Origin of the sequence: Streptomyces sp. NPDC048664 (assembly GCF_040650555.1) — a bacterium.
GTDB lineage: Bacteria > Actinomycetota > Actinomycetes > Streptomycetales > Streptomycetaceae > Streptomyces.
This window is the reverse complement of the sequence record NZ_JBEZHK010000003.1, coordinates 203779-224940: the sequence shown is the minus strand read 5'-3', so window position 1 is coordinate 224940 and position 21162 is coordinate 203779. Positions and strand designations below refer to the sequence as shown.

Annotated in this window: 16 protein-coding genes and 1 pseudogene; 13 read left to right on the top strand and 4 right to left on the bottom strand. The window is 70.2% G+C overall.

Going from position 1 to position 21162, the window contains the following annotated elements:
* The first annotated feature begins 77 nt into the window (after nt 1–77).
* The 4 genes from metH to AB0C59_RS04700 all read left to right on the top strand — a co-directional run bounded on the left by metH (nt 78) and on the right by AB0C59_RS04700 (nt 8250).
* Nucleotides 78–3626 (top strand): methionine synthase, encoded by a 3549-nt coding sequence (metH, locus tag AB0C59_RS04715; RefSeq protein ID WP_363000985.1) that lies wholly within the window; start codon nt 78–80, stop codon nt 3624–3626.
* A gap of 167 nt (nt 3627–3793) precedes the next feature.
* Nucleotides 3794–4495: an HAD family phosphatase gene (locus AB0C59_RS04710; RefSeq protein WP_363000984.1), complete on the top strand. Its 702-nt coding sequence runs from the start codon at nt 3794–3796 to the stop codon at nt 4493–4495.
* Between the two features lie 419 nt (nt 4496–4914).
* Nucleotides 4915–6519 carry an ABC transporter substrate-binding protein gene (locus tag AB0C59_RS04705; RefSeq protein ID WP_363000982.1) on the top strand — a complete coding sequence of 535 codons (1605 nt, stop codon included), beginning with the start codon at nt 4915–4917 and terminating at the stop codon, nt 6517–6519.
* Between the two features lie 141 nt (nt 6520–6660).
* Entirely contained in the window at nt 6661–8250 is a 1590-nt protein-coding gene (locus AB0C59_RS04700; protein WP_363000980.1) for an ABC transporter substrate-binding protein, read from the top strand.
* Between the two features lie 66 nt (nt 8251–8316).
* On the opposite strand, the gene AB0C59_RS04695 is transcribed toward AB0C59_RS04700, so the two are convergent.
* Both AB0C59_RS04695 and AB0C59_RS04690 read right to left on the bottom strand, forming a co-directional pair.
* Nucleotides 8317–8994, bottom strand: coding sequence for a response regulator transcription factor (locus AB0C59_RS04695; protein WP_363000978.1), 678 nt, complete (start codon nt 8992–8994; stop codon nt 8317–8319).
* 14 nt (nt 8995–9008) lie between these two features.
* Nucleotides 9009–9905 carry a PD-(D/E)XK nuclease family protein gene (locus AB0C59_RS04690; RefSeq protein ID WP_363000976.1) on the bottom strand — a complete coding sequence of 299 codons (897 nt, stop codon included), beginning with the start codon at nt 9903–9905 and terminating at the stop codon, nt 9009–9011.
* A 230-nt stretch (nt 9906–10135) separates the two neighbouring features.
* Here AB0C59_RS04690 and AB0C59_RS04685 point away from each other — a divergent pair, with 230 nt between their 5' ends.
* The 3 genes from AB0C59_RS04685 to AB0C59_RS04675 all read left to right on the top strand — a co-directional run bounded on the left by AB0C59_RS04685 (nt 10136) and on the right by AB0C59_RS04675 (nt 13467).
* Nucleotides 10136–11671: a site-2 protease family protein gene (locus AB0C59_RS04685; RefSeq protein WP_363000974.1), complete on the top strand. Its 1536-nt coding sequence runs from the start codon at nt 10136–10138 to the stop codon at nt 11669–11671.
* A gap of 54 nt (nt 11672–11725) precedes the next feature.
* Nucleotides 11726–12628 carry a tRNA (adenine-N1)-methyltransferase gene (locus AB0C59_RS04680; RefSeq protein WP_363000972.1) on the top strand — a complete coding sequence of 301 codons (903 nt, stop codon included), beginning with the start codon at nt 11726–11728 and terminating at the stop codon, nt 12626–12628.
* Nucleotides 12629–12879: 251 nt separating this feature from the next.
* Nucleotides 12880–13467: a hypothetical protein gene (locus AB0C59_RS04675; protein WP_363000970.1), complete on the top strand. Its 588-nt coding sequence runs from the start codon at nt 12880–12882 to the stop codon at nt 13465–13467.
* Between the two features lie 74 nt (nt 13468–13541).
* Here the strand turns inward: AB0C59_RS04675 and AB0C59_RS04670 are convergent, their stop codons facing one another.
* On the bottom strand, nt 13542–13847 hold the full coding sequence (locus AB0C59_RS04670) for a ferredoxin (protein WP_363000968.1): 306 nt from the start codon (nt 13845–13847) through the stop codon (nt 13542–13544).
* A 250-nt stretch (nt 13848–14097) separates the two neighbouring features.
* Here AB0C59_RS04670 and arc point away from each other — a divergent pair, with 250 nt between their 5' ends.
* From arc to prcA, 6 genes and pseudogenes are all read left to right on the top strand, one after another.
* Nucleotides 14098–15864: a proteasome ATPase gene (gene arc, locus AB0C59_RS04665; protein ID WP_363000966.1), complete on the top strand. Its 1767-nt coding sequence runs from the start codon at nt 14098–14100 to the stop codon at nt 15862–15864.
* 234 nt (nt 15865–16098) lie between these two features.
* A complete protein-coding gene (dop, locus tag AB0C59_RS04660; protein ID WP_363000964.1) occupies nt 16099–17610 on the top strand; it encodes a depupylase/deamidase Dop in 1512 nt (503 codons plus the stop codon).
* Between the two features lie 193 nt (nt 17611–17803).
* Nucleotides 17804–18022 carry a ubiquitin-like protein Pup gene (locus AB0C59_RS04655; RefSeq protein WP_363001265.1) on the top strand — a complete coding sequence of 73 codons (219 nt, stop codon included), beginning with the start codon at nt 17804–17806 and terminating at the stop codon, nt 18020–18022.
* 186 nt (nt 18023–18208) lie between these two features.
* Nucleotides 18209–18399 (top strand): annotated as a pseudogene (locus tag AB0C59_RS04650) (endonuclease domain-containing protein); the annotation flags it as partial.
* Nucleotides 18351–19196 (top strand): proteasome subunit beta, encoded by an 846-nt coding sequence (prcB, locus tag AB0C59_RS04645; RefSeq protein WP_363000962.1) that lies wholly within the window; start codon nt 18351–18353, stop codon nt 19194–19196. The pseudogene AB0C59_RS04650 and the gene prcB, both read left to right, overlap by 49 nt.
* 68 nt (nt 19197–19264) lie before the next feature.
* Entirely contained in the window at nt 19265–20017 is a 753-nt protein-coding gene (gene prcA / locus AB0C59_RS04640) for a proteasome subunit alpha (protein WP_363000960.1), read from the top strand.
* Nucleotides 20018–20090: 73 nt separating this feature from the next.
* Here prcA and AB0C59_RS04635 read toward each other — a convergent pair whose 3' ends face one another.
* Nucleotides 20091–21110: a LacI family DNA-binding transcriptional regulator gene (locus tag AB0C59_RS04635; RefSeq protein ID WP_363000958.1), complete on the bottom strand. Its 1020-nt coding sequence runs from the start codon at nt 21108–21110 to the stop codon at nt 20091–20093.
* Between the last annotated feature and the right edge of the window lie 52 nt (nt 21111–21162).

Sequence of the window (21162 nt, the reverse complement as noted above, 5' to 3'; positions counted from 1 at the left end):
CCGGGCTACCCTGGCGGCGTGCGCCTTCCGTGGGAAGCGCAAAGCCGACAGCCGTCGCACTCCAGGGAGCATCTTCCATGGCCTCGCAGCCGAACTCGTCCCCTTCCTCCGTCTCCGACGCCCGATCGTCCGCCCCGACGGACAGCCGGACCCGAATCGAAGCCCTCAGGGAAGCCCTCGCCGCCCGTGTCGTGGTCGCCGACGGAGCGATGGGCACGATGCTCCAGGCCCAGGACCCGACCCTGGAGGACTTCCAGGGCCTGGAGGGCTGCAACGAGATCCTCAACCTGACCCGCCCCGACATCGTCCGCTCCGTCCACGAGGCGTACTACGCCGTGGGCGTCGACTGCGTCGAGACCAACACCTTCGGGGCCAACCACTCCGCGCTCGGCGAGTACGACATCGCCGAGCGCGTCCACGAACTCTCCGAGGCCGGCGCCCGCGTCGCCCGCGAGGTCGCCGACGGCTTCACCGCGCGCGACGGCAGGCAGCGCTGGGTCCTCGGCTCCATGGGACCCGGCACCAAGCTGCCCACCCTCGGCCACGCCCCGTACACCACGCTGCGCGACGCCTACCAGCGCAACGCGGAAGGGCTGGTCACCGGCGGCGCCGACGCCCTGCTCATCGAGACCACCCAGGACCTGCTCCAGACCAAGGCGTCCGTGCTCGGCGCCCGGCGTGCCCTGGACAGCCTCGGCTTCACCGTCCCGCTGATCGTGTCGGTGACCGTGGAGACCACCGGCACGATGCTGCTCGGCTCCGAGATCGGCGCCGCGCTCACCGCGCTCGAACCGCTCGGCATCGACATGATCGGCCTGAACTGCGCCACCGGCCCCGCCGAGATGAGCGAGCACCTGCGCTACCTGGCGCGCCACTCGCGCATCCCCCTGTCCTGCATGCCGAACGCGGGGCTGCCCCAACTCACCAAGGACGGCGCCTACTACCCGCTCACCGCCCCGGAACTCGCCGACGCCCAGGAGACCTTCGTCCGCGAGTACGGCCTCTCCCTGATCGGCGGCTGCTGCGGCACCACCCCCGAGCATCTGCGCCAGGTCGTGGAGCGGGTCCGGGGTGTGACCCCGCCCGAGCGCAGCCCGCAGCCCGAGCCCGGCGCCGCCTCCCTCTACCAGAGCGTGCCCTTCCGCCAGGACACCTCCTATCTGGCCATCGGTGAGCGCACGAACGCCAACGGCTCCAAGAAGTTCCGCGAGGCCATGCTGGAGGGCCGCTGGGACGACTGCGTGGAGACGGCCCGCGAACAGATCCGCGAGGGCGCCCACATGCTCGACCTGTGCGTCGACTACGTGGGCCGTGACGGCGTCGCCGACATGGAGGAACTCGCGGGACGCTTCGCCACCGCCTCCACCCTGCCGATCGTCCTGGACTCCACCGAGGTCGACGTCATCGAGGCGGGGCTGCAGAAGCTCGGCGGGCGCGCGGTCATCAACTCCGTCAACTACGAGGACGGCGACGGACCCGAGTCCCGGTTCGCGAAGGTGACCCGGCTGGCCCGCGAGCACGGCGCCGCCCTGATCGCGCTGACCATCGACGAGGAGGGCCAGGCCCGCACCCCCGAGAAGAAGGTCGAGATCGCCGAACGGCTCATCGACGACCTGACCGGGAACTGGGGCATCCGTGAGGAGGACATCCTCATCGACACCCTGACCTTCACCATCTGCACCGGTCAGGAGGAGTCCCGGGGCGACGGCGTCGCCACCATCGAGGCGATCCGCGAACTGAAGAGGCGCCACCCCGACGTGCAGACCACGCTGGGCCTGTCGAACATCTCCTTCGGTCTCAACCCCGCCGCCCGCATCCTGCTGAACTCCGTCTTCCTCGACGAGTGCGTCAAGGCGGGCCTGGACTCCGCGATCGTGCACGCGAGCAAGATCCTCCCGATCGCCCGCTTCAGCGAGGAGGAGGTGCGGACCGCCCTCGACCTCATCCACGACCGGCGCGCCGAGGGCTACGACCCGCTGCAGAAGCTGATGGCGCTGTTCGAGGGCGCCACCGCCAAGTCGCTGAAGGCGGGCAAGGCCGAGGAGCTGGCCGCGCTGCCCCTGGACGAGCGCCTGGAGCGGCGCATCATCGACGGCGAGCGCAACGGCCTGGAAGCCGACCTGGACCAGGCCCTGGAGGACCGCCCGGCCCTGGACATCGTCAACGACACCCTCCTGAACGGCATGAAGGTCGTCGGTGAGCTGTTCGGTTCCGGCCAGATGCAGCTGCCGTTCGTGCTGCAGTCCGCCGAGGTCATGAAGGCCGCCGTCGCCCACCTCGAACCGCACATGGAGAAGTCGGACGCGGAGGGCAAGGGCACCATCGTGCTGGCCACCGTGCGCGGCGACGTCCACGACATCGGCAAGAACCTCGTGGACATCATCCTGTCGAACAACGGCTACAACGTCGTCAACCTCGGCATCAAGCAGCCCGTCTCCGCGATCCTGGAGGCCGCCGAGGAGCACCGCGCCGACGTCATCGGCATGTCCGGACTCCTCGTCAAGTCCACGGTGATCATGAAGGAGAACCTGGAGGAGCTCAACCAGCGCGGTCTCGCCGTCTCCTACCCCGTCATCCTCGGCGGAGCCGCCCTCACCCGCGCCTACGTCGAGCAGGACCTGCACGAGCTGTACGAGGGCGAGGTCCGCTACGCCCGCGACGCCTTCGAGGGACTGCGCCTGATGGACGCCCTCATCGGCGTCAAGCGGGGCGTGGCAGGGGCGAGCCTGCCGGAGCTGAAGCAGCGCCGCGTCCGCGCGAGTGCCGCCGCCCAGGTGGAGGAGCGCCCCGAGGAGGGCCACGTGCGCTCCGACGTCGCCACCGACAACCCGGTGCCCGCCCCGCCGTTCTGGGACACCCGCATCGTCAAGGGCATCCAGCTCAAGGAGTACGCCTCCTGGCTGGACGAGGGCGCCCTGTTCAAGGGGCAGTGGGGGCTGAAGCAGTCCCGCGCCGGGGACGGGCCGACCTACGAGGAACTCGTCGAGACCGAGGGCCGCCCCCGGCTGCGCGGCCTGCTGGACAGGCTCCAGACGGAGAACCTCCTCGAAGCCGCCGTCGTCTACGGCTACTTCCCGTGCGTGTCCAAGGACGACGACCTGATCATCCTGGACGAACAGGGCAACGAACGCACCCGGTTCACCTTCCCGCGCCAGCGCCGCGGCCGCCGGCTGTGCCTCGCCGACTTCTTCCGCCCCGAGGAGTCCGGCCAGACGGACGTGGTCGGCCTCCAGGTCGTCACCGTCGGCTCCCGCATCGGCGAGGAGACCGGCCGCCTGTTCGCGTCGGACTCCTACCGCGACTACCTCGAACTGCACGGGCTGTCCGTCCAGCTCGCCGAGGCCCTCGCCGAGTACTGGCACGCGCGGGTGCGCTCCGAACTCGGCTTCGCCGGTGAGGACCCGGCCGCCATGGAGGACATGTTCGCCCTGAAGTACCGGGGTGCCCGCTTCTCCCTCGGCTACGGCGCCTGCCCCGACCTGGAGGACCGCGCCAAGATCGCCCGGCTCCTCGAGCCGGAGCGGATCGGCGTGCACCTCTCCGAGGAGTTCCAGCTGCACCCCGAGCAGTCCACCGACGCGATCGTGATCCACCACCCGGAGGCGAAGTACTTCAACGCCCGCTGAGGGCTGTCCCGCATCGGGGGCGACGCCCCTGGTCAGAGGGTGCCCGCGCGGTTCCGCTGCCGCGTCACCCTGCACTTTCTCCGCGGCCGACGTACACTGGTCGGTCCACCGCAGGCCGGTTCTCCTCGTGGGAACCGGCCTGGTCGTCCCTCGAAGGAGGTCGCCGGATGACCACCACGGTCCCCGCACTCGGAACCCGTACGGCCGAAGGCTCCGCACTCCAGGCCGTCCTCCTCGACATGGACGGCACCCTGGTGGACACCGAGGGATTCTGGTGGGACGTCGAGGTCGAGGTCTTCGCCGGTCTCGGACACGCCCTGGACGAGTCGTGGCGCCATGTCGTCGTCGGCGGCCCCATGACCCGCAGCGCGGGCTTCCTGATCGAGGCGACGGGCGCCGACATCACCCTGGACGAGATCACCGTCCTGCTCAACGACGGGTTCGAGGCCCGCATCGACAGCCGGCTGCCCCTGATGCCGGGAGCCACCCGCCTGCTGGCGGAGCTGGCGGCCCACGACATCCCCACCGCACTGGTCTCCGCGTCCCACCGGCGCATCATCGACCGCGTCCTGGCCTCCATCGGCCCCCAGTACTTCGCGCTGACCGTCGCGGGCGACGAGGTCGAGCGGACCAAGCCGTTCCCCGACCCCTATCTGCTGGCCGCCTCGGGCCTGAGCGCCGAGGCCGGCCGCTGCGCGGTCATCGAGGACACGGCCACCGGGGTCGCGGCGGCCGAGGCCGCCGGCTGCAAGGTGGTCGCCGTCCCGTCGGTCGCCCCCATCGCCCCCGCGGCGGGCCGCACCGTGGTGACCTCGCTCGAAGAGGTCGACCTGCAATTCCTGCGCGCTTTGATGACGGACATGCGTTGACCGTTCACTTAGCGTGCCGGTTGAATGGACGGATTACCGTCCCCTGTCCAAGCGGATGAATTAATACCGGGCGCCCAGCCGGAATTGCGGCTCCGAAGCCCCGTTGCGGCTGTGACGTTCCTCACGCACCGGGGGGTCGACAGGGGTCCCGGGGCGTGCAGGTCCACCCCGCTCGGGCGGCATGGACCCACCTTTGTGTCCCGATTGGTGAGAGGGTGCACCAATCCTTCCCCGACGGGTTTTCCGGTGCGTCCGCAACCGGTTCCGCAGCGTGAGGAACCTTCAACTCCGGTTGCTGTGAACCTTTCTGCGGGCGCGCACTAATCTCGTCGCGAGAACCTCGCCACACCCCCGTCAACCGCCGCACCATCCATGCGTGCCGGATACACGGACTCGAACAGCTCTGGAGAAACTCGAGCATGAACCGTAAGACTTTGGTGCTGTCGGCCGTCCTGGGCCTGCTCACCCCCGTCCTCGCCGCCTGCGGCGGGTCCAGCAGCGGGGGCAACAGCGGTGACGCCATCGTCGTCGGCACCACCGACCGGTTCACCGCCTCCAGCGACATCCCCGCGCCTCTCGACCCGGCGTACGCGTACGACGTGGGCACCTGGAACGTCCTTCGCCAGACCGTCCAGACGCTCATGACCCAGACCCGTGGCGAGGGCGAGCCCGAGCCCGAGGCCGCCGAGAGCTGCGGATTCACCGACACCGGCGACGAGCGGTACGCCTGCAAGCTGCGCAAGGGCCTCAAGTTCGCGAGCGGCGACCCGGTCACCGCGGCCGACGTGAAGTTCTCCATCGACCGCGCCCGCTCGATCAAGGCGGAGAGTGAGGTCTACGCCCTGCTGTCCACCATCGACACCGTCGAGACGCAGGGTGACGACGAGGTCATCTTCCACCTCAAGAACGCCGACGCGACCTTCCCGTACAAGCTCTCCACGCCGGTCGCGGGCATCCTGAACCCCAAGGACTACGACAAGGGCAAGCTGCGCGACGGCTTCAAGGTCGACGGTTCCGGTCCCTACACGATGCAGGCCGAGGTCAGGAACGACGAGATGGTGAAGGCCACCTTCACCAAGAACCCCACCTACAAGGGGCTTCTCGCGCCCAAGAACGACAAGGTCGTCCTGGAGAGCTTCAAGGACTCCGCCGCCATGAGCACGGCGCTGGGCAAGGGCGACATCGACGTGATGACCCGCCAGATGTCCCCGGAGCAGATCCGCACCCTCCAGGACGACACCAAGGGCGACGTCAACCTGGTCGAGATGCCCGGTCTGGAGATCCGCTACCTGGCGTTCAACACCAACGCCCCCACGGTGCGGGACAAGGCCGTCCGCCAGGCCATGGCGCAGATCATCGACCGGGGCCAGCTCGTCTCCCAGGTGTACGGCACCCAGGCCGAGCCCCTGTACTCGCTCGTGCCGGCCACCATCACCGGCCACTCCAACTCGTTCTTCAACAAGTACGGCGACCCGAGCGTGGCCAAGGCCCGCACGCTGCTGGCGAAGGCGAACATCACCTCCCCGGTGAAGCTCACCCTGCACTACACGACGGACCACTACGGCTCCGCCACCGCCAAGGAGTTCGAGGTGCTCAAGAAGCAGCTCAACGACAGCGGGCTGTTCGACGTCACCCTGCAGGGCACCCCGTGGGCGCAGTTCTCCCCGGCCCAGCGCCACGGCGCCTACGACGCGTACGGCATGGGCTGGTTCCCCGACTTCCCGGACGCCGACAACTACCTGGCGCCGTTCCTCGACCGGGACAACTTCCTCAACTCGCCCTACTACAACGCCGACATCAGCGAGAAGCTGATCCCGCAGTCGCGCCGTGAGGCCGACCGCCTCACCGCGTCGAAGGCGCTGACCGACATCCAGGACCACGTCGCCGACGACGTCCCGGTCCTCCCGCTGTGGCAGGGCAAGCAGTACGTCGCCACCCGGGACAACATCACCGGCAGCGAGTACGCGATGAACTCCTCCTCCACCCTTCAGCTGTGGGAGCTGGGCCGCGGCGTCGGCAACTGACACGTCTCATCCACCGAGACCCCCGGGCGCGAGCCCGGGGGTCTCGGCATGTGCACGATAGGATTTCGGGGCTCTTCCGCACGGCAGCGGATCACGCCGCGTCCCGTGGGGCTCAAGAACCGAAGACAAGGCGCCATGCACGTGAACCTACGCACCAAGGGGCCCGTCCTGTCCCTGTTCCTGGCCGCGACGCTCGCCGCGGGCCTGCTCACCGGATGCACCACCTCCTCGGGCGACTCCGCGGGAGGTGCCCGGCCCATCGTCATGGGGATGTCGGACGACGTCCTGGCCACCGACCCGGCCTCCGGCTACGACCCCGGCTCCTGGATGCTGTTCGACAACGTCTTCCAGACCCTGCTGAGCTTCCCCAAGGGTGGCACCGAACCCGTGCCCGAGGCCGCCGAGCGGTGCTCCTTCACGGACACCTCGGCCAAGGTCTACTCCTGCACCCTCAGAAGCGGACTCCGCTTCAGCAACGGGGACCCGCTCACCTCGAAGGACGTCAAGTACTCCTTCGACCGCATGCTGAGGATCGACGACCCCTCCGGCCCGGCCGTCATGTTCCCCATGCTCGGCTCGGTGACCACCCCCGACGCCAGGACCGCCGTCTTCCACCTGAAGTCCCCGGACGCCACCTTCCCCAGCAAGATCGCCTCCGGCGCGGGCTCCATCGTGGACCACCGGCAGTACCCCGCCGCCACCCTGCGCAAGGACGGCAAGGCCGTCGGTTCCGGCCCCTACAAGCTGGACCACTTCGGCCACGACAAGGCCGTCTTCTCCCTCAACACGGGATACCGCGGCACCGCCCGGACCCACAACTCCGGCGTCACCCTCAGGTTCTTCCACGGCGACCAGAAGGCACTGAAGCAGTCCCTCCTCGCCCACCGCGTCGACCTGGCCTACCGGGGTCTGGCCGCCGCCGACATCGCCGGCATCGACAACGCCACCTCCACCGGCAACGGCATCGACGTCACCGAGGGCACCAGCGCCGAGGTCCAGGACCTCGTCTTCAACATGGACGACCCGGTCACCGGCAGGCTCGGCGTCCGCAAGGCCATCGCCTACCTCCTGGACCGCGACGCCCTCGTCAGCAAGGTGTACGACAACACGGCCACCTCGCTCTACTCGATCATCCCGGCCGGTATCACCGGCCACGACACGTCGTTCTTCGACACCTACGGCGCCCGCCCCTCCCGTACCAGGGCGGCCGCGGCGCTGCGCGGCGAGGGCATCACCGGCAAGGTGAAGCTGACCCTGTGGTCCACCCCGTCACGCTACGGACCCGCCACCGACGACGAACTGCGCGCCATCGCCGAGCAGCTCAACAGCAGCGGGCTGTTCGACGCGACCATGCGGTCCGTCCCCTTCGACCGGTACGAGAAGGACATCGCCGCCGGCAGGTACGGCGTCTACGTCAAGGGCTGGGTGCCCGACTACCCCGACCCCGACAACTTCACCGCCCCGTTCTTCGGCAAGGGCAACGTCCTCGACAACCGCTACGACAACAGCACCATCACCGGCCGGCTCCTACCCGCGAGCGCCGCCCAGAGCGACCGCTCCGCGACCGTCGACGACTTCGGCACGCTCCAGAGCATCGTCGCCAGGGACATCCCGCTCCTGCCCGTGTGGCAGGCCAAGCAGTACGCCCTGGCCGGCGACGACGTCTACGGGCTCGAGTACTGCCTCGACGCCTCCACGGTCTTCCGGTTCTGGGAGATCAGCAAGGGCTGAGCGGGCTCCTCGTCACCGAGACGCGCGGGGCGCCCCGTCACGGGGCACTCCGCGCGGACCCGGTCACTACGCCCCCGGCGCCCCGGGCCGCACCAGACCGCTCTCGTACGCGTACACCGCCGCCTGCACCCGGTCCCGCAGCCCCAGCTTGGTCAGCACATGGCCCACGTGCGTCTTGACGGTGGTCTCGCTCACGAACAGGTCGGCGGCGATCTCCGCGTTCGACAGCCCCCGTGCCACCAGCTTGAGCACCTCCACCTCCCGCTCGGTCAGCGTGTGCAGGGTGTCCGGCACCGGTTCGTCCCCCGACGGCAGATGCCCCGCGTACTTGTCCAGCAGCCGGCGGGTGATGCTCGGCGCCAGCATCGCCTCGCCGCCCGCCACCACCCGGATCGCCTGCACCAGCTCGGTCGCCGGGGCGTCCTTGAGCAGAAAGCCACTGGCACCGGCGCGCAGCGCCTCCACCACGTACTCGTCGAGATCGAACGTCGTCAGCACCAGCACCTTGGCCGGTCCGTCCCGCCCCGGGCCCGTGATCTGCCGGGTCGCCTCCACCCCGTCCATCCGGGGCATGCGGATGTCCATCAACACCACATCGGGCTGCAGAGCACGCACCTGGTCGAGCGCCTGAAGGCCGTCACCGGCCTCCCCGACGACCGCGATGTCCCCCTCGGCCTCCAGGATCATCCGAAAGCCCGTGCGCAGCAGCGGCTGGTCGTCGACCAGTAGGACGCGGATGGCCACACAAGTCTCCTTCGCTAGTCCGGCCCCATTCTGCCCTGCTCGCCGCCGCCCGACTCCGGCGCCCCGACCGGCAGCGGGTACGGCGGGGGAGTGCCACCGAACTCCGGGCACACCGCCTGGTGATCGCACCAGCCGCACAGCTTGCTGGGCCGAGGCCGCCAGTCGCCCGACCGCGTCGCCGCCCCGATCGCCTCCCACAGCGCCAGCAGCTTGCGCTCCACCTGCCGCAGATCGGCCATCACCGGGTCGTACGTCAGCACCTCGCCACTGCCCAGGTAGACCAGCTGGAGCCGCCGCGGCACCACGCCCTTCAGCCGCCACACGACCAGGGCGTAGAACTTCATCTGGAACAGCGCGCCCTCGGCGTACTCGGGTCGGGGCGCCTTGCCCGTCTTGTAGTCGACGATCCGCACCTCGCCCGTGGGCGCCACGTCCACGCGGTCGATGATGCCGCGCAGCCGCAGCCCCGACTCCAGCTCCGCCTCCACGAACAGCTCCCGCTCGGCGGGCTCCAGCCGCGTCGGGTCCTCCAGCGAGAACCAGCGCTCCACCAGCCGCTCCGCCTCGCCGAGCCAGCGCGCCAGCCGCTCGCCGCCCGGGTCGTCCGCGAACAGATCGTCGACCTCCGGCCGGCTCTCCCGCAGCCGGTCCCACTGCCCCGGCACCAGCGAACGCGCCCGCGGAGCCGTCCGCTCGACGGCCGGGGCGTCGAAGAGCCGCTCCAGCACCGCGTGCACCAGCGTGCCCCGCGTCGCCGCCTCGCTCGGCTTCTCGGGCAGTCTGTCGATCACCCGGAACCGGTACAGCAACGGGCACTGCATGAAGTCGCTCGCCCGCGAGGGCGACAGCGACCTCGGCGGCGCGGCGGTCACGGCGGACGGCTCCACGGCGCCCTCGGTACTCGGTTCCATGACGACGAACCCTACGGCCCGCCACTGACAGTGACACCCACCCTCCCCGCGCCGCCCCGCCCGGTGACGGCGCCGGCCGCCCCGGACAACCCCCGACGCGCCCCCGACGTCCCAGGCAGCAGAAGGGACGCCGGGGCGGAGCAGCGGCCGGCGGACGCATACCATCGACCACAGGACCTCCCGGCCGCACACCACCCGGGCCCGGGAGACGCATCTGACGAGGGGACATCGTGGACGAGAGCGGCGGAAGCGGACAGCCGCACCCGGGCGGCGGCGAGGCGACCGGCGGCGAGACGGCCCCCACGGCCGCCCCGGCCCCCACCGTCGATCCCGTACGCCCCGAGCGGCCACGACAGACCGACCCCGACGCCTCGGCGCACGAACCCGGGACCGTACACCGGCGACAGGATCAGGACGGGCACCCCGCGCCCGCGACGCCGCCCGACCACTCCAACGGCGCAGCGGCCCCCGACCCGCACGGCGACCCCGACGGACACCCGCACCGCAGCCTCGCCCACAGCGGCGGCCCCGCCCCCTCCGACGCGTCCGGCACCCCCGACAGCGTGCGGCCCGCCGGCGCCCCCGGCCCGGGGCGACCGCCCCGGCGGCCCAGGGAACCGGGCGGCGGCATCCTCATGGGCCGCCCCTTCGGCGTCCCCGTCTACGTCGCCCCCAGCTGGTTCCTCGTCGCCGCCCTCATCACCTGGGTCTTCGGCGGCCAGCTCGACCGCGTGCTGCCCGAGCTCGGCGCGGCCCGCTACCTGGTCTCCCTCTTCTTCGCCATCGCCTTCTACGCCTCCGTCCTCATCCACGAACTCGCCCACACCGTCGCCGCGCTCCGCTTCCGGCTCCCCGTACGCCGCATCCAGCTCCAGTTCTTCGGCGGCGTCTCCGAGATCGAGAAGGACGCCGAGACCCCCGGCCGCGAGTTCGTCCTCGCCTTCGTCGGACCCCTCCTGTCCCTCGTCCTCGCCGGCGTCTTCTACCTGGCCATGCAGCCCGTACGGGCCGGCACCGTCCCCGGTGTCCTGCTGGCCGGGCTCATGGTCTCCAACCTGATCGTCGCCATCTTCAACCTGCTCCCCGGCCTGCCCCTGGACGGCGGACGCATGCTCCGCGCCGTCGTCTGGAAGATCACCGGCAAGCCCATGAGCGGCACCGTCGCCGCCGCCTGGGTCGGCCGCGCCCTCGCTGTCACCGTCCTCATCGGCCTCCCCCTCCTCACCCAGACCGGCGTCCTCGGCCCCAACGCCGAGGACAACACCGGCATGGACACCGTCACCGACGCCCTGCTCGCCGCGATCCTCGCCGCGATCATCTGGACCGGCGCCGGCAACAGCCTGCGCATGGCCCGGCTGCGCGAACACCTCCCCGAACTGCGCGCCCGCGCCCTCACCCGCCGTGCCGTACCGGTCGAGGCCGACACCCCCCTGTCCGAGGCGCTGCGCCGCGCCAACGCCGTCGGCGCCCGCGCCCTGGTCGTCGTCGACGCGAGCGGCCGGCCCCTCTCCCTGGTCCGCGAGGCCGCCATCGTCGGCGTCCCCGAACACCGCCGCCCCTGGGTCCCCGTCGGCGGTCTCGCCCAGGACCTCACCGACGGCATGCGCGTCTCCGCCGAACTCGCCGGCGAGGACCTCCTCGACGTCCTGCGCGCCACCCCCGCCACCGAGTACCTCGTCATCGAGGAGACCGGCGAGATCTACGGCGTCCTGTCCGCCGCCGACGTGGAGCGCGCCTTCGTCAACGCCATGGCCCGCCCCAGCTGACCGGCTCCCCCGGCCGTGGTCGGCCGCCCCTTCCGCGACCGGTAGGCTGGTCACATGTCCGAACCGACCGGTGCCGCCCGCCGACGCGGGCCCTTCAAGGTCGGGGACCAGGTACAGCTGACCGACCCCAAGGGCCGCCACTACACGTTCACGCTCGAAGCGGGGAAGAACTTCCACACCCACAAGGGTTCCTTCCCGCACGACGAGCTGATCGGCGCACCCGAGGGCAGCGTTGTCCGCACGACCGGAAACGTCGCCTACCTCGCGCTGCGTCCCCTGCTCCCCGACTACGTCCTGTCCATGCCCCGCGGGGCAGCCGTCGTCTATCCCAAGGACGCGGGGCAGATCCTCGCCTTCGCCGACATCTTCTCCGGCGCGCGCGTCGTGGAGGCGGGCGTCGGCTCGGGCTCGCTCAGCAGCTTCCTGCTGCGCGCCATCGGCGACCAGGGCATGCTCCACAGCTACGAGCGGCGCGCCGACTTCGCCGAGATCGCCCAGCAGAACGTGGAACGCTACTTCGGCGGCCCCCACCCGGCCTGGCAGCTCACCGTCGGTGACCTCCAGGACAACCTCAGCGACACCGACGTCGACCGGGTCATCCTCGACATGCTCGCCCCCTGGGAGTGCCTCGACGCCGTCTCCAAGGCGCTCGTCCCCGGCGGCATCCTGTGCTGCTACGTCGCCACCACCACCCAGCTCGCCAGGACCGTCGAGTCCATCCGCGAGATCGGCTGCTTCAACGAGCCGACCGCCTGGGAGACGATGATCCGCAACTGGCACATCGAGGGCCTCGCCGTCCGCCCCGACCACCGCATGATCGGCCACACGGGCTTCCTCCTCACCGCCCGCCGCCTCGCCGACGGCGTCGAGCCGCCCATGCGCCGTAGGCGCCCCGCCAAGGGCGCCTACGGCGAGGACTACGAAGGACCCAACGCCGACGGAGGCGCCGGCCGCTGAGCCGACCCCGCACCCGTGCAACGGCAGAGCGCCGTGGCCGAGTTCCCCCGCACACCGCGGAACTCGGCCACGGCGCTTTCGCGTTGGACCACGCCGGAGGCGGCCCGCCCGGGGCGCAGGCGCCCGGCCATCCCCCCACGCGTCCCCGGCGGACGCGGAAGTGCTCCCCCCGCCGTTTCCCCCGCGATGTGACGTGTGGCACGATGCGGGACACCCCCACCGGCGCAGCTCTCACAGGAGACACTTCTCGCGTGCAGCACCCAGCCGTTCCGGAACTCGCTCACACCGCCGCCCGCCCCATCCACTGGGTCGCCACGGCCACCGCCCTCTACGGCGTGATCCTCGTGTCCTCCGTGCTGCAGCCCGGCACCGCGACGGCGGCCCCGCCCCGCGTCGAGACCAAGGCCGCCCCGGCCCCGCGCACGCCCCCCGACGCCGCCAGGGCCGACTTCCCCCTCGACTGCGGCCGCTCCACCAGACTCCTCGTCCGCAAGAAGGCGGCGGGCGACCTCGACGGCGACGGCCGCCCGGAGACCGTGGCGGTCGTGCGCTGCGACACGAGCATGGGGACCCCGCCCGACGGCGTCTACGTCCTCACCCAGGCCGCCACGGACCCGGCGCCGCGCGTGGTCGCCACCCTGGTCGACCCCAAGGACCGCCTCACCGTCACCGACTTCGCCGTCCGCGACGCGGCGGTCACCGCGACGCTCCTCGGCTACTCCACGCCCGACGTGCCCAGTTGCTGCCCCGACACCAAGGCCGCGGTCAAATGGCAGTGGAAGGGCGGCGCGTTCATCCGCTCCACCCCGGCGGGCACCGCGGACACCGGGAACGCGTGAGACCGCGCGGCCCGGTGCCCGCGGACATCACGCGGGAAAGCGGACAGGCGTGACAGGGCGCGATCCGGCCATCACTACGCGTCGCCGTCCGCCTCGGGGCCGTAGACCTCCACGCCGTCCGAGGCCCGACGCACGTGGATGCACTCGCCCGGGCACTCCCGCACCGAGTCCACCACGTCCGTGAGAAGCGGCAGCGGAACCGGCGTTACCGCCCCCTTGGCCTGCAAGAGCTCGTCGTCCGGACCCTTCACGTACGCCAGGCCGTCGATGTCCAGCTCGAAGACCTCCGGGGCGTACTGCGCACAGATCCCGTCACCCGTGCACAGATCCTGATCGATCCAGACCTCCAGTGCCCCGCTCCCGACTCCGGTCTGTCCCACGATCATCTCTCCTGACATCTCCTGCGCAGAGCCGCCGGGAATCCGGCAGGCTCTGACGGGTGTTGAACACTGCGACCCTACCTTCGGCCGCTTTCCAATCATGTTCGGTGGGTATCCCCCTGGCACGAGGGAGAGCGCAAGGGTGAAGATCGGACACACCTCGACAGTCTTTGTGATCTAGGGGTTTCAATCGACACCCACCCAGGTAGGGTCTGGAAGCGTCCAGCTCCCCTTGGAGGAGGTGAGGACCGTGGCAGCCCACGACGACGACATGAACCGCGGCATCCGCCCGGGACGGGGGTCCGAAGACCCGGCCGGGCAGATTGCCTACCTTGAGCAGGAGATCGCCGTCCTGCGCCGCAAGCTCGCCGACTCTCCGCGGCACACGAGGATTCTCGAGGAGCGGATCGTCGAGCTGCAGACCAACCTGGCAGGCGTGTCCGCACAGAACGAACGGCTCGCAAACACGCTCCGTGAGGCCCGGGACCAGATCGTGGCCCTCAAGGAGGAAGTGGACCGGCTCGCACAGCCGCCGGCCGGCTTCGGTGTCTTCCTGCAGGCCAACGAGGACGGCACGGCCGACATCTTCACCGGGGGCCGCAAGCTCCGGGTGAACGTCAGCCCCGGTGTGGACCTCGACGAGCTCCGCCGCGGCCAGGAACTGATGCTCAACGAAGCGCTCAACGTGGTCGAGGCCATGGAGTTCGAGCGCGTCGGGGACATCGTCACCCTCAAGGAGGTCCTTGAGGACGGCGAGCGCGCCCTGGTACTCGGGCACACCGACGAGGAACGGGTGGTACGGCTCGCCGAGCCGCTGCTGGACGTCACCATCCGGCCCGGCGACGCCCTGCTGCTCGAACCCCGCTCCGGCTACGTCTACGAGGTCGTACCGAAGAGCGAGGTCGAGGAACTCGTCCTCGAAGAGGTCCCCGACATCGGCTACGAGCAGATCGGCGGACTCGCCGGTCAGATCGAGGCCATCCGCGACGCGGTCGAGCTCCCGTACCTCTACCCCGACCTGTTCAAGGAGCACGAACTGCGGCCGCCCAAGGGCGTCCTGCTGTACGGGCCCCCCGGATGCGGAAAGACGCTCATCGCCAAGGCGGTGGCCAACTCGCTGGCCAAGAAGGTCGCCGAAGTCACCGGCCAGGCCTCGGGCAAGAGCTTCTTCCTGAACATCAAGGGCCCCGAGCTTCTGAACAAGTACGTCGGCGAGACCGAGCGGCAGATCCGGCTCGTCTTCCAGCGGGCCCGTGAGAAGGCCAGCGAGGGCACCCCCGTCATCGTCTTCTTCGACGAGATGGAGTCCCTCTTCCGCACCCGCGGCTCCGGCGTCAGCTCGGACGTGGAGAACACCATCGTCCCCCAGCTGCTCGCCGAGATCGACGGTGTGGAGGGCCTGCAGAACGTGGTCGTCATCGGCGCCTCGAACCGCGAGGACATGATCGACCCCGCCATCCTGCGCCCAGGCCGCCTCGACGTGAAGATCAAGATCGAACGTCCGGACGCCGAAGCGGCCAAGGACATCTTCGGCAAGTACCTCACCGAGCGGCTCCCGCTGCACGCCGACGACGTCAGCGAGCACGGGAACGACAAGGGCGCCACCGTTCACGGCATGATCCAGACTGCCGTCGAACAGATGTACGCCGAATCCGACGAGAACCGCTTCCTCGAGGTCACCTACGCCAACGGCGACAAGGAAGTCCTCTACTTCAAGGACTTCAATTCCGGCGCCATGATCGAGAACATCGTGGGCCGCGCCAAGAAGATGGCGATCAAGGACTTCCTGGAGCACAGCCAGAAGGGCCTTCGCGTCTCCCATCTCCTCCAGGCATGCGTGGACGAGTTCAAGGAGAACGAGGACCTGCCCAACACCACCAACCCCGACGACTGGGCCAGGATCTCCGGAAAGAAGGGCGAGCGGATCGTCTACATCCGCACCCTCATCACCGGAAAACAGGGCGCGGACACCGGACGCTCCATCGACACGGTGGCGAACACCGGCCAGTACCTGTAAGGCACAGGGAGGCTGCGGGTGCCCCCACCGGGTACCCGCAGCCCACTGCTTTTCCGGGCCACGCCCCGGCAAGGCAAAGACGCAAATGATCTCCCCACCAGCGCAGAGGCGTTCTAGGCTCATTCCTGCCACCACGTCGCGCAGCGCGGGGACGGGCACCGCACGCGCACCGGAGCACCAGCGGTACTTGAGCGCCGCCCCCGACCGAGGGCGCCGCCGGGCAAGGAGGGCCGCATGACCGTACGGCGAGTAATGGGCATCGAGACGGAGTACGGCATCTCCGTCCCCGGCCACCCCAACGCCAATGCCATGCTCACCTCGTCCCAGATCGTCAACGCGTACGCCGCGGCGATGCACCGGGCCCGCCGGGCCCGCTGGGACTTCGAAGAGGAGAACCCGCTCCGCGACGCACGAGGATTCGACCTCGCCCGCGAAGCCGCCGACTCCAGCCAGCTCACCGACGAGGACATCGGCCTCGCCAACGTCATCCTCACCAACGGGGCACGGCTCTACGTCGACCACGCGCACCCCGAGTACAGCGCCCCGGAGGTCACCAACCCCCGCGACGCCGTCCTGTGGGACAAGGCCGGCGAGCGCATCATGGCCGAGGCCGCCGAGCGGGCCGCTCAGCTCCCCGGCGCCCAGCCCATCCACCTCTACAAGAACAACACGGACAACAAGGGCGCCTCCTACGGCACGCACGAGAACTACCTCATGAAGCGCGAGACCGCCTTCTCCGACATCGTGCGCCACCTCACGCCCTTCTTCGTCTCCCGGCAGGTCTTCGCCGGCGCGGGCCGTGTCGGCATCGGTCAGGACGGCCACGAACACGGCTTCCAGCTCAGCCAGCGCGCCGACTACTTCGAGGTCGAGGTGGGCCTGGAGACCACACTCAAGCGCCCCATCATCAACACCCGCGACGAGCCGCACGCCGACGCCGAGAAGTACCGCCGCCTCCATGTGATCATCGGCGACGCCAACCTCTCGGAGATCTCCACCTACCTCAAGCTCGGCACCACCGCCCTCGTCCTGTCCATGATCGAGGACGGCTTCATCGCCGTCGACCTGGCCGTCGACCAGCCCGTGCGCACCCTCCACCAGGTCTCCCACGACCCGACGCTGGGACGCCTGGTCACCCTCCGCAGCGGCCGGACACTCACCGCCGTCCAGCTCCAGATGGAGTACTACGAGCTGTCGCGCAAGTACGTGGAGGAGCGCTTCGGCGCCGACGCCGACGATCAGACCAAGGACGTCCTGGCCCGCTGGGAGGACACCCTCAACCGGCTGGAGAGGGATCCGATGAGCCTGGCCGGCGAACTGGACTGGGTGGCCAAGCGCGAGCTCATGGAGGGCTACCGCCGCCGCGACGACCTCGACTGGGACGCCGCGCGCCTCCACCTCGTCGACCTCCAGTACGCCGACGTGCGCGCCGAGAAGGGCCTCTACAACCGCCTCGCGGCCCGCGGCCGCATCAAGCGCCTCCTGGACGAGTCAGAGGTCGAGAGGGCCCGCACGAAGCCGCCGGAGGACACCCGGGCGTACTTCCGCGGGCGCTGCCTGGAACAGTACGCCGACGACGTCGCCGCGGCCTCCTGGGACTCCGTGATCTTCGACCTCCCCGGCCGGGACTCGCTCCAGCGGGTCCCGACCCTGGAGCCCCTTCGCGGCACGCGGAACCATGTCAAGGAGCTCCTCGACCGCTGCCGTACCGCGGAGGACCTGGTCCGGGTCCTCTCGGGCAACTGAGAAGGACTTCCGGACCCAGTCCCGGTCCGGCGGGGTGGAAACCCCGGCGGCCGGGAATCATCGAGATGGCCCCCGTACGTTGGAGTAACTGCGGGGCCGATGTCGGACCGGGCGAGTAGGGTCTGATCATCACCGATCGGCCGAAAGGCCGACCATGCCGACCATGTCGGGCGATCTGAGCGGGGTGAGGGTTATGGCGACCAAGGACACCGAGGGCGGGCAGCAGAAGGCCACGCGCTCCACGGAGGAGGTCGAGGAGCAGGCGCAGGACGCGCAGGCCCAGGGCGACCTGAAGGAACGGCAGGAGAAGCTGAGCGACGACGTGGACTCGGTTCTCGACGAGATCGACGACGTCCTCGAGGAAAACGCGGAGGACTTCGTGAAGTCCTTCGTTCAGAAGGGCGGACAGTAACCCTCCCTGCGAATCACAGGTAGTGGGGGTGTGGGGTTGCTGACCGGAGAAGACGTGCGGCGCTGCTCGCGGTGCAGGCGGTACCGGCCGCCGCGAGCGGCGTCCACGCGGACGCACGGCCGGGGGCGCGCAGCCACCTGCCCTCAGCGGCGGCAGGTGGCCGCACGGCGTGCGCGGTCTTCGAACGCTCCGGCCGAGCATGTGGATCACTGCCGTAAGACGGGTAGGGTCCGTGGCGTACTGTGCTTCAACTGCAATTCGGCCATCGGCAAGTTGGGGGCGAACCCGACGCGATCCGCCGAGCCGCCGACTACCTGGAAGGAAACGCGTGGAAGCCAACACTCGTAGCACCGGGCGTCTACCGGCTGCCTTCCTGACGCCTGGCTCCTCGTCCTTCATGGACTTCCTGTCGGACCACCAGCCCGAGATGCTGCCCGGCCGGCGGCAGCTGCCCCCCACCCAGGGCGTGCTCGAGGCTCCGCACGGCACGACCATCGTGGCCGTCGCGTTCCCCGGGGGCGTGGTGCTGGCCGGTGACCGCAGGGCGACCATGGGGAACGTGATCGCGCAGCGGGACATCGAGAAGGTGTTCCCGGCGGACGAGTACTCGGCGGTCGGGATCGCGGGCACGGCGGGTCTGGCCGTGGAGATGGTGAAGCTGTTCCAGCTGGAGCTGGAGCACTTCGAGAAGGTCGAGGGCGTCCAGCTGTCGCTGGAGGGCAAGGCGAACCGCCTGTCGACGATGATTCGCTCGAACCTCGGGATGGCCATGCAGGGCCTGGCCGTGGTGCCGCTCTTCGCCGGGTTCGACGTGGACCGGGACAAGGGCCGCATCTTCTCCTACGACGTGACGGGCGGCCGCTCGGAGGAGCACGGCTTCGCGGCCACGGGTTCGGGTTCGATCTTCGCGCGCGGGGCCATGAAGAAGCTCTACCGCGACGACCTGACGGAGGAGCAGGCGACCACACTGGTGGTGCAGGCCCTCTACGACGCGGCTGACGACGACTCGGCGACCGGTGGTCCCGATGTCGCCCGCCGGATCTATCCGATCGTCATGGTGATCACCGAGGACGGCTACCGCCGGCTGAGCGAGGACGAGGCGTCCGGGATCGCGCGCGCGGTCCTGGAGCGGCGTCTGGAGCAGCCGGACGGGCCGAGGGCGGCTCTGCTCTGAGGCGGGGCCGGGCTCCCGGCAGTGGTGCAGGTGATCGTGTGACTTTGACAGAAAGGGACGGATAACCGGTGTCGACGCCGTTCTATGTATCCCCTCAGCAGGCGATGGCCGACCGGGCGGAGTACGCCCGCAAGGGAATCGCGCGTGGTCGCAGCCTCGTCGTGATGCAGTTCGCCGACGGCATCGTGTTCGTCGGCGAGAACCCGTCCCGCGCGCTGCACAAGTTCAGTGAGATCTACGACCGCATCGGTTTCGCCGCGGCCGGCAAGTACAACGAGTACGAGAATCTGCGGATCGGGGGTGTGCGGTACGCGGATCTGCGCGGATACACCTATGACCGGGACGACGTGACCGCCCGCGGCCTGGCGAACGTGTACGCGCAGACACTGGGCACGATCTTCTCCAGCGCGGCGGAGAAGCCGTACGAGGTGGAGCTGGTGGTGGCCGAGGTGGGGGAGACCCCGGACGGCGACCAGATCTACCGGCTGCCGCACGACGGCTCGATCGTGGACGAGCACGGCTCGGTCGCGGTGGGCGGCAACGCGGAGCAGATCAGTACGTTTCTGGATCAGCGCCATCGGGACGGGATGACGCTGGCGGAGGCGCTGAAGCTGGCGGTGCAGGCGTTGTCGCGGGACACCAACGGCAGCGAGCGGGAGATCCCGGCGGAGCGGCTGGAGGTCGCGGTGCTGGACCGGACACGTCCGCAGAAGCGCAAGTTCCGGCGGATCGTCGGCCGTCAGCTGGCGCGGCTGCTGGAGGGCTCGGGCGCGGCGTCGGCCGCGGAGGCCGAGGCCGACGGGTCGGACGACGAGGAGTGACCGCTGCGGTCACTCGCTGACAGCGGTGCCGTGTGCCCCGGCCGACCCGGCCGGGGCACACGGCTTTCACAGGTCAGGGGTGGGGCGGCGGTGGGGCGGTGGAGCCGCGTACCACCAGTTCCACCGGGATGTCGTCCTTGTGGGGGTCCTGGCCGTCCAGGACGGTGAGAAGGGCGCCCATGCCGCGTTCGCCGAAGAGCTCGGCGTCGAGGCGGACGGTGGTCAGTTCGGGGTCGAGCGCGGTGGCGAGGGCGAGATCGTCGATGCCGGTGACCGAGAGGTCGTCGGGGATGCGCAGGCCCAGGCGGCGGGCGGCCTTGTAGGCGCCGGCGGCGAGTTTGTCGTCGTCGCAGACGAGGGCGGTGGGGCGGGGGCCAGGGGCGGCCAGGGCGGTCTCGGCGGCACCGCGGGCGCCGTCGATGGAGATGGGGGCGCGGGCGGTGCGCAGGGTGGTGCCGGGGACCTGGGCGAGGCGGGTGGCGAGTTCGTGCGCCCGGGTCTCGAAGGTCCAGGAGGGGATGTCGGCGCCGAGGTGGAGGTAGTGGCGGTGGCCCAGGGCCAGGAGGTGGTCGGTGACCTGGCGGACGCCGTCGGCGATGTCGAGGTTGACGGTGGTGGCGCCGTGGCTGCCCTGGGGGTCGCTGTCGAGCATGACGAGCGGGAGCTGGTCGCCGCGGATGGCGGTGAGGGCGTCGGCGGCCATGGAGGAGGCGATGACGCCGTCGACGGCGGCCCGGGCCGAGTGGAAGGGGTCCCTGGCGGGGCCGACCCCTTCGGGGGAGGGGTAGAGGACGACGCCGAACTCGTGCCGGGCGGCGACGCGGGCGGCGCCGGTGTAGACGCCCGCGAAGAACTCGGTGGTGAGGGCGGGGACGACGAGGAGGACGGTGCGGGTGTGCCCGAGGCGGAGGTTGCGGGCGGCGAGGTTGGGGCGGTAGCCGAGGTCGTGGGCGGCTCGGCGCACGCGTTCGGCGGTGGCCTCCGAGACGCGGCCGCGCCACTTGTCGCCGAGGACGAGGGACACCGCGGCCTGGGAGACGCCCGCGGCATGGGCGACGTCGCGGCTGGTGGGGCGGGTACTGCCTCGGGCCACGGTGGGGGTGCCTCTTTCGTGTGGACGCGCGGACAGCGCACATGGTACGTAT

Bases quoted from the DNA above. Each gene is read 5' to 3' on its own strand.
- metH (WP_363000985.1), top strand. From the start codon at position 78: ATGGCCTCGCAGCCGAACTCGTCCCCTTCCTCCGTCTCCGACGCCCGA.
- AB0C59_RS04710 (WP_363000984.1), top strand. From the start codon at position 3,794: ATGACCACCACGGTCCCCGCACTCGGAACCCGTACGGCCGAAGGCTCC.
- AB0C59_RS04705 (WP_363000982.1), top strand. From the start codon at position 4,915: ATGAACCGTAAGACTTTGGTGCTGTCGGCCGTCCTGGGCCTGCTCACC.
- AB0C59_RS04690 (WP_363000976.1), bottom strand. From the start codon at position 9,905: ATGGAACCGAGTACCGAGGGCGCCGTGGAGCCGTCCGCCGTGACCGCC.
- AB0C59_RS04680 (WP_363000972.1), top strand. From the start codon at position 11,726: ATGTCCGAACCGACCGGTGCCGCCCGCCGACGCGGGCCCTTCAAGGTC.
- dop (WP_363000964.1), top strand. From the start codon at position 16,099: ATGACCGTACGGCGAGTAATGGGCATCGAGACGGAGTACGGCATCTCC.
- AB0C59_RS04655 (WP_363001265.1), top strand. From the start codon at position 17,804: ATGGCGACCAAGGACACCGAGGGCGGGCAGCAGAAGGCCACGCGCTCC.